Annotated in this window: 8 protein-coding genes; 3 read left to right on the top strand and 5 right to left on the bottom strand. The window is 54.3% G+C overall.

Going from position 1 to position 7,658, the window contains the following annotated elements; all coding sequences use genetic code 11:
- A partial coding sequence (locus WBC85_RS16450) for an NAD(P)/FAD-dependent oxidoreductase (protein WP_424439828.1) occupies nt 1-390 on the top strand: 390 nt, incomplete at its 5' end.
- Here the strand turns inward: WBC85_RS16450 and WBC85_RS16445 are convergent.
- The 4 genes from WBC85_RS16445 to leuS are packed head-to-tail and all read right to left on the bottom strand — an operon-like array spanning nt 374 to nt 5,051.
- On the bottom strand, nt 374-961 hold the full coding sequence (locus WBC85_RS16445; protein WP_424439825.1) for a glutathione S-transferase family protein: 588 nt from the start codon (nt 959-961) through the stop codon (nt 374-376). The two genes, WBC85_RS16450 and WBC85_RS16445, sit on opposite strands and share 17 nt — an antisense overlap.
- Nucleotides 962-983: 22 nt before the next feature.
- Entirely contained in the window at nt 984-2,009 is a 1,026-nt protein-coding gene (holA, locus tag WBC85_RS16440) for a DNA polymerase III subunit delta (protein WP_424439822.1), read from the bottom strand.
- Nucleotides 2,006-2,503, bottom strand: coding sequence for an LPS assembly lipoprotein LptE (gene lptE, locus WBC85_RS16435; protein WP_424439819.1), 498 nt, complete (start codon nt 2,501-2,503; stop codon nt 2,006-2,008). Before lptE ends, holA begins: the two co-directional genes overlap by 4 nt.
- On the bottom strand, nt 2,490-5,051 hold the full coding sequence (gene leuS, locus WBC85_RS16430) for a leucine--tRNA ligase (RefSeq protein ID WP_424439816.1): 2,562 nt from the start codon (nt 5,049-5,051) through the stop codon (nt 2,490-2,492). Before leuS ends, lptE begins: the two co-directional genes overlap by 14 nt.
- 160 nt (nt 5,052-5,211) lie before the next feature.
- Between leuS and WBC85_RS16425 the strand changes: the two genes are divergently transcribed.
- Complete coding sequence (locus WBC85_RS16425; RefSeq protein WP_424439813.1) at nt 5,212-6,456, top strand: glycosyltransferase; 1,245 nt, start codon at nt 5,212-5,214, stop codon at nt 6,454-6,456.
- Here the strand turns inward: WBC85_RS16425 and WBC85_RS16420 are convergent.
- Nucleotides 6,453-6,938, bottom strand: a complete 486-nt coding sequence (locus WBC85_RS16420; protein ID WP_424439810.1) for a DUF3576 domain-containing protein — start codon at nt 6,936-6,938, stop codon at nt 6,453-6,455. The genes WBC85_RS16425 and WBC85_RS16420 overlap by 4 nt on opposite strands.
- Before the next feature lie 261 nt (nt 6,939-7,199).
- Between WBC85_RS16420 and WBC85_RS16415 the strand changes: the two genes are divergently transcribed.
- On the top strand, nt 7,200-7,658 hold a 459-nt coding region (locus WBC85_RS16415), incomplete at its 3' end, for a porin (RefSeq protein WP_424439807.1).

Genomic DNA, 7,658 nt, shown 5'->3' with positions numbered 1-7,658 from the left:
GCGCTGGAGCGTCCGCGCGGAAAGGCATCTTTGTCAAATCACATGCGCCGCGTTCTAAAGCTGAAAAAGCATGAGCTAGCTTTGCTGAACGAATGGGTGCGACCACTCCCCGACACAGCGAAGGGGTTAGCACAGCGGATCAAGCACTTGGAAATTAAACACAGTGGTTTGCGTCCTTTGGACGAGGCGATTTCCACCAGCGGTGGCGTCATGCAAAGCGCGCTGACCGGTGATCTGATGCTGCATGCAAAACCCGGCACGTTTTGCGCAGGCGAAATGCTGGATTGGGAGGCGCCCACAGGGGGCTATCTCCTCACGGCATGTTTCGCCACCGGCCGCGTCGCGGGACGCGGCGCGGCGCGTTACTTAGGACTTAGGCCAATGCCCTAACCCGTTTGAAGGCATCGCGCGCGCGCATTCGGTTTGCGTATTCATCAATCTGTGCGTTCTCGTGCTCAAATTTTGCACCAACCGCCCAGTTCAGGCAATGGGTCAGCAAAATATCGGCGATCGTAAATGTGTCGCCTGCTGCGAATGGGGTCGTGATACGCTTGGCCAAACGATCAACGTTGCGATTGAATTCCCACATCAAGGATGGCTTGACCGCTGGCACGCGCTGCTCTTCTGGCAGGACAAACGTATGGCGCGCGGCAGTCCAGAGAACCGCATCCAATTCGTCAAGAATTGCATGCATGATGGCATCCTGATGCGCACGGGCAAGGGTGCCAGCAGGGGCGGTCAGAGCGTTATGCTTGTCCGCAAGGAAGGTCATTATAGCAGCGGAATCTGTGAGGATGTCTGTTCCAACGCGCATTGCGGGAACCTTGCCAGCAGGATAAACGGCGGTGATGACAGGATCGCGCGGCTTGGCGACCGTTAACGTGTAGTCCTCACCCAGCTCTTCGAGTGTCCAAAGTACCCGAAATGCGCGGCTCGCGACCGAACCAAAAACTTCATACATTGCTTGCTTCTCCCAAAGACATTTATCGTTTTGCCATCATTGCGAGGCGGATCAAACACCGCTCGACCAAGGCCATTGAAGGGGCGTTCTGACTGGCGCTGCGCAGTTTCAGATCTGTATCGACGATCAAACTTAGCGCGGCTTCAAGATTGTAGATGCCCCAACCCTGCGCTTGTCGTAGCATCCGATCACGGCGTGGGCCAAAGACGGGGGGCCGCAATTTGCCGATGCCCTGCGCCGCGCCGCCCGGATCACTAGCAGCAGCATAAAGCGTTTTGAAATGCCGGAGCGTCGCGATGCACAGGGCGACGGGTTGCACGCCTTGGGCCTGCAACTTGCGCATGACTGGCCCAATTTCGCCAGAGCGGGCCTCGGCGACAATATTGATAACATCATCAAGGCCCGCCTCAGTTGAGGTTGGCGCGCAATTGGCTATGTCCTCACTGCTCAGCGGTGCGGCGTCGTTCAGCTTGTAAAGGGCGAGCTTTTCAAGTGTTTGACGAAAATCACCTGGATCAAGGGCGCGTGACAGGACGGTAAGGTCATCCATAACGTCCCGATCCGGGGCGGTAATGCCTGCGCGCGTCAATTCGGCCTCGATTTCCTGACGAGAGGGTGGATCATCGTAGATACCCACCGCGAACGCGTTCGAATGGCTCTCAAACATTTTTCGCAGGCCAGAACGCGCATTGAGTTGGCCTGCCGTCACGATAATCTGGGCATCGCCCTTGCGCCACTCCTCAAGCGCGGGCGCAATCGTTTTGGCGATTGTGTCCGTTGCATCCTCGACAAATGCAACGCGCGGCCCGGGAAAAAAGCTTTGCGCCGTCATGGCATCGATGAGGGCGGCGGGATCTTTGCGTAAATCGGCAGCGGGTAACCGCGTGAGACGCATTTCCTCTTCGCCGTTAGGGCCAATGAGGGCGGCGATGACTTGCTGACGTTTCAGCGCAATACGCATCGCGTCGGGGCCAAAAATTAGCAAGCCCGTTTTGCCGGCGTCAGGTTTGGCAAAATAGCCAGATGCCTCACGCGCCGATAGTTTCATGGTAGCAATTTGGGATCAATGACATGAAGGCGATCAATGAGTTGATCTGCCAGAATAATCATCAATCGCTCGCGTGCTGCGCGTTCAGAAGCAAGGGTTGCGGCGGTGTTGCTGGTCGCGGAATAGCCAGTGAAGTTTGTGATTGAGCCATTTGCAATGCTCGTGCCTGTCTCAGAGTTATTTAACTGATATATAAGGACACCGCGCCATTGCACACGCGTGGTTGAGCCTGTTGACGTTGTCCCAAGACTTGCGGCGCTTTCAGTTACCGTAAACTTAAGCGTCATTGGCGCAGGATCGGCGCGACCGAGGCGCGTCTCTAACTGGCGCACAACGAAGTATTCGTTTTTCGTATTTGGCTCGGCGATGTAAATACGCCCTTCGAGCTTGGAGCCAGCTGCATTCGGCCCGTAGACAGGCGAAAAGTTGCAGGCGCTAGCCATGAGAAAAGCAGCGCCAGCAAACAGGACGTTTCTTCTATCAGACAACGACATTCACAATCCGCCCTGGCACAACAATCACCTTCTTTGGCGTCGCGCCGTCCAGTGATCTTTGCACAGCCTCATCGTTTAGAGCGACCTTTTCAACCTCTTCCTTGGACATATCCTTGGGAACAGTGATTTCGCCGCGGCGTTTGCCGTTGATCTGGATGGGCAAGGTGACATTGTTTTCAACCAACATCGCCTCATCCGCAACGGGCCAAGGTGCATTGATAATGAGGCCTACCCCGCCCTGATGGGCCCAGATATCTTCTGCAAGATGCGGTGTCATTGGTGCCATTAGTTGTGCAAGGGTCATGACCGCTTCGCGTTGTGCTGCGTAGCCGGCCTTGGATTTGGCGAGCGTGCTTGTAAAGCCGTAAAGCTTGGCGATAGCCGCATTAAAGCCGAAACTTTCCACCCCACTGGTCACGTCGCGAATGGCTTTGTGCATTTCGCGCAGCAGATCTTCGTCGCCCTCGCCTTGAGCGTCTTTATCCATCTGCCCGATGCGGTCGCAGATCGACCAAACACGGCCCAGGTGCTTAAAGGAAGCTTCCGCACCCGATGCCGTCCATTCGACATCGCGCTCGGGGGGGGAATCGGAGAGCACGAACCAGCGGGCCGTATCTGCACCAAAGGCGGAAATGATGTTCAGCGGATCGACGACGTTGTTCTTGGACTTGGACATCTTCGCGGACGGGATAACGTCCACCTCTGCGCCGCCGTCTTTCAGAAAGGCTTTGCCCTCCTTCAATTCAACCTGCTCGGGGTAGTGATAAACAGGCCGCCCATTGTCGCCGTTACTCTTGTAAATCGCGTGGGTCACCATGCCTTGGGTAAAGAGGGCATCAAAAGGTTCAATAGCTTTGGCAGGCAAGTTGCCTGTGATTTGCATCGCGCGTGCGAAGAAGCGGGAATAGAGCAGGTGCAAGATCGCGTGCTCGATCCCGCCGATATATTGATCGACATTCATCCAATACTCGGCGTCGTCCATGTTGACGGGCGTGTCGGCATTCGGCGACGTGAAGCGCGCGAAATACCAAGAGCTGTCGACGAACGTATCCATCGTATCGGTTTCGCGCTGCGCAGGGCTACCGCAATTCGGGCAGGAACAGTTGCGCCACGTCGGATGACGATCAAGCGGGTTGCCTGGCGTGTCGAAGGTCACATCATATGGCAGCTCGATCGGCAGGTTTTCTTTCTTCTCGGGAACGACGCCGCAGTCAGAGCAGTGCACCACGGGAATCGGGCAACCCCAATAGCGCTGACGGCTTAGGCCCCAATCACGGAGGCGATACTTGGTGACGCCCTGACCGATGCCGTTTTCTTCACAGAACGCAATCGCGCTATCAATAGCCTCAAACCCTGTCTGCCATTGCTCGCCTGCAAAGCCGCCGTTGTAGAAAACTTTTTCGGTCTTGGCAGGCACATAGGCCTCTTCCAGTTTGGGTGACGCATCCTCAGAGGGCAGGTAAGTCGAAATGATCGGCAGGGCATATTTCGTTGCAAACTCAAAATCACGTTCGTCGTGAGCAGGACAACCAAAAATCGCGCCTGTGCCGTAGTCCATCATGATGAAGTTGGCGATGTAAACGGGCAGCTCCCAAGCGGTGTCAAACGGATGACGCACGCGCAGACCAGTGTCGAAACCCTTTTTCTCGGCGGTTTCGATTTCTTCTGCTGTGGTGCCACCTTTGCGGCAATCCTCGTTGAAAGCACGCAGTTCATCGTTGTCTTTTTCAAGAAGTTTAGCGAGCGGATGATCCGGTGAGATGCCTACAAAGGACGCGCCGTTCAATGTATCAGGACGGGTTGTATAGACCTCAATTCGGTCATGACCGTCAGGGGCATCAATCGTTGAAAAGGCAAATTGAAGACCGCGGGATTTGCCGATCCAGTTCTCCTGCATCAGCTTCACCTTGGCGGGCCAGTTGTCCAGGCCGTCCAAGGCGGAAAGCAACTCCTCGGAGTGATCCGAAATCTTGAAGAACCATTGGGTGAGTTCACGGCGTTCGACCAATGCACCTGAACGCCAACCGCGGCCTGCTTCGACTTGCTCGTTCGCGAGAACGGTCATGTCCACAGGATCCCAGTTTACGACTGCATTCTTGCGATAGACGAGGCCTTCGTCGAGAAAGTCGAGGAAAAGCGCCTGTTGCTTGCCGTAGTATTCTACATCGCACGTTGCGAATTCGCGGGACCAGTCAATAGACAGGCCGAGCGGCTTCATCTGCTCACGCATGTCAGCGATGTTGTTGTAGGTCCAATCCTTTGGATGCCCGCCAATCGCCATAGCTGCGTTTTCCGCTGGCATGCCGAATGCGTCCCAACCCATCGGATGCAAAACGTTGTGGCCTGTGCTCATCTTATAGCGCGCGATCACGTCGCCCATGGTGTAGTTGCGAACATGGCCCATGTGAATGCGCCCGGAAGGGTAGGGGAACATCTCCAAAACGTAGTATTTCGGCTTGGATGGATCGCGCTCGGCTTTGAATGTATTGGCCTTGTTCCAGGCTTCTTGCCATTTCGCTTCGATGGTGGTGGCGTCATAGCGTTGCATGGGCATGTCCTTTTGCGCAGTTTCGCGCCTTAAATACTGTTGCAGGGGTGATATGCGATGGCCCTTTCGGGGTCCAGAGCCAACACTCCCCTGAATTCGCCATTGGCCTGCCACATTGGTGTTTCTATAGTCGCGGAAACAGTTAAACGGGCTAGTTCATATGCGTATTCTTATTATTCACCAAAACTTCCCGGGACAGTACAAGCATTTGGCCCCCGCTCTTGTCGAGCAAGGCCATCAGGTTTTTTCGCTGACACCCAAAGTAGAGAAGGTGACGAATTGGAAGGGCGTGACGTTGTTGCCCTATGGTATCAAACGTTCAAGTTCGAAAGATATCCACCCATGGCTGTCCGATCTGGAAACCAAAGTCATACGTGCAGAGGCCTGTTATCGTCACGCCCTTGCGCTAAAGGAAAAAGGTCTAGAGCCTGATGTGATCCTTGCTCATCACGGTTGGGGCGAGCCGATGTTCCTCAAAGATGTTTGGCCGAATGCCAAAATGGGCTTGTATTGCGAGCTATATCATCTGGATGAGGGTGAAACGGTTAACTTTGATCCCGAGTTTTCGACAAAAGACCTGCTTAGCAACGCATTGCGCTTACGTTTACGCAATCTCAACAATGCATTGCATTTTGAAGCCGGTGACGCGGGAATCAGCCCAACGGAATTTCAGGCCGGCACGTTCCCCCAACCGTTTCGCGAAAAGATCAGTGTGATTCATGACGGGATTGATACTGATTTGGTCCGGCCCAACAAAGATGCGGTTCTTAAGGTGACTGATACCCTTAGCCTTACGCGTGATGACGAGGTGGTTACCTTTATCAACCGCAACCTTGAGCCGTATCGCGGATATCATGTGTTTATGCGTGCGTTGCCCAAGCTGCTGAAAACCCGGCCGAATGCCCAAGTCGTTCTATTGGGAGGGGATGAGGTCAGTTATGGCTCGCGGCCACCAGCTGGGAAAACATGGAAACAGATTTACATCGACGAAGTGCGCGATCAGATTTCAGACGAAGATTGGAAACGCGTGCATTTCATGGGGCGCGTCCCTTATGACGTGTTCCTTGCGATGATGCAGGTGAGCCGACTGCATATCTATCTGACCTATCCATTTGTGCTTAGCTGGTCACTGCTGGAAGCGATGAGCACGGAAGCGGCGATTCTGGCTTCTGACACCGCCCCTGTGCTGGAAGCGATCCGTCACGATGAAACGGGATGGTTGACCGATTTCTTTGATGCCGATGCACTTGTTGAAAAAGCCGATGCGCTGCTTGATGACAAAGAAACGCGCGCTCGCTTGGGTAAAGCGGCACGCGAATTTGTATTGAAGACTTATGATCTAAAGACCCAATGCCTGCCGAAACAGTTGGATTGGGTCAAATCGCTTGCTGACAGGTCTTCTTAAAGACGACTGTCGACCGCACGAAGCTGGCGCGCGCGTGCAAGGATAGCATCTTCAACAGCGCGCGAGGTTGCTACGCTGACAGGGCCGTTACGCGTGTGAAGGGCGACGTTCAGCGAACGCGCTTCTAGCGCAGGATCACTTACAAGGATTGTTGCGCGATATGCACGACCGCCACCAGGTGGGCGTCCGTAGCCTGTTGTGATTACCCCAGAGAAGGGATCAACCGATTCCACAGGCAGGAAGTTAAGAACATCAAGCGAGGCATTCCAGATATACTTGTTCACCTTAACGTTGGTGCCAACGTCAGAAGGTTTGAAGATATCCCAGATGGATGAACCCTTTTGTGTAATTGATTCGGGATGGCTTGCCGGCAGATCGCCAGCACTGCTGGAACTGCCGCCGCCGATGCCGCCGCCACAAGCTGCGAGCGAAAGCGCCGCAATGATTCCGACAATTGGTTTAGTTGAGATCAGTTTGCCCATGGTAATCCGCCCAGCCCCTTGTTTTCTTTGTCCTACCCAAGCGGCCCTTTGGGGGCAAGAGTTTTTGCTATATATATAGGCGTGAGTTTGCGTATGCCGCCTTGTGGCAAGACTGTGGCAAAGCTGCACCATTTTCACAGCCTTTAACGCGCCATGTTTTGGGAGCCTTGCAAACTGACCCCTAAAAGAGCGAAACACCCTTCAGACCTAGTACGGATTCCCCGGGCTAGGCACCAGAATAGAAACCCCGAGGGAAAAACGATGAAAAAAGTTCTTTTCGCTACAACAGCACTGATCGCCACAGCAGGCGTTGCAGCAGCTGACGTATCTTTTGGTGGCTACGGCCGCTTTGGTGCGACATATAACTCCGCAGCAGCAACTCAGGTTGCAGCTACAAGCCGCTTCCGTCTGAACATCGACGGTTCAACAGAAGCAGACAACGGTCTGACTTTTGGCGCACGTATCCGCATCCAGGACAGCGCAACAGCAGCTGGTGCTCTTAACGGCGCTAACTTCTACGTGAAAACTGGCGGCCTGAAAGTTGCAGTAGGTAACACATCTGGCGTTATCGATGCACAAGCAAACGCATACAACCAGTCTTTGGGCCTCACAGGTCTTGGCTACCACAACGTTGTAGCTAACTCCTCTGTAAACGGCTACTGGGGCTTTGACGGCTACACTTCTGGCGGCAACGGCCGTGAAGCAGTAACTATTAACTAC

It is taken from the genome of Planktotalea sp., assembly GCF_049680325.1.
Taxonomy (GTDB): domain Bacteria; phylum Pseudomonadota; class Alphaproteobacteria; order Rhodobacterales; family Rhodobacteraceae; genus Planktotalea.
The sequence above is the reverse complement of the archived record's forward strand: the minus strand, read 5'-3'. Positions and strand labels throughout refer to the sequence as shown.

Excerpts from the sequence above, each read along its gene's own strand:
- WBC85_RS16425 (WP_424439813.1), top strand. The coding sequence starts at position 5,212 with ATGCGTATTCTTATTATTCACCAAAACTTCCCGGGACAGTACAAGCAT.
- lptE (WP_424439819.1), bottom strand. The coding sequence starts at position 2,503 with ATGTCGTTGTCTGATAGAAGAAACGTCCTGTTTGCTGGCGCTGCTTTT.
- WBC85_RS16420 (WP_424439810.1), bottom strand. The coding sequence starts at position 6,938 with ATGGGCAAACTGATCTCAACTAAACCAATTGTCGGAATCATTGCGGCG.
- leuS (WP_424439816.1), bottom strand. The coding sequence starts at position 5,051 with ATGCAACGCTATGACGCCACCACCATCGAAGCGAAATGGCAAGAAGCC.
- holA (WP_424439822.1), bottom strand. The coding sequence starts at position 2,009 with ATGAAACTATCGGCGCGTGAGGCATCTGGCTATTTTGCCAAACCTGAC.
- WBC85_RS16445 (WP_424439825.1), bottom strand. The coding sequence starts at position 961 with ATGTATGAAGTTTTTGGTTCGGTCGCGAGCCGCGCATTTCGGGTACTT.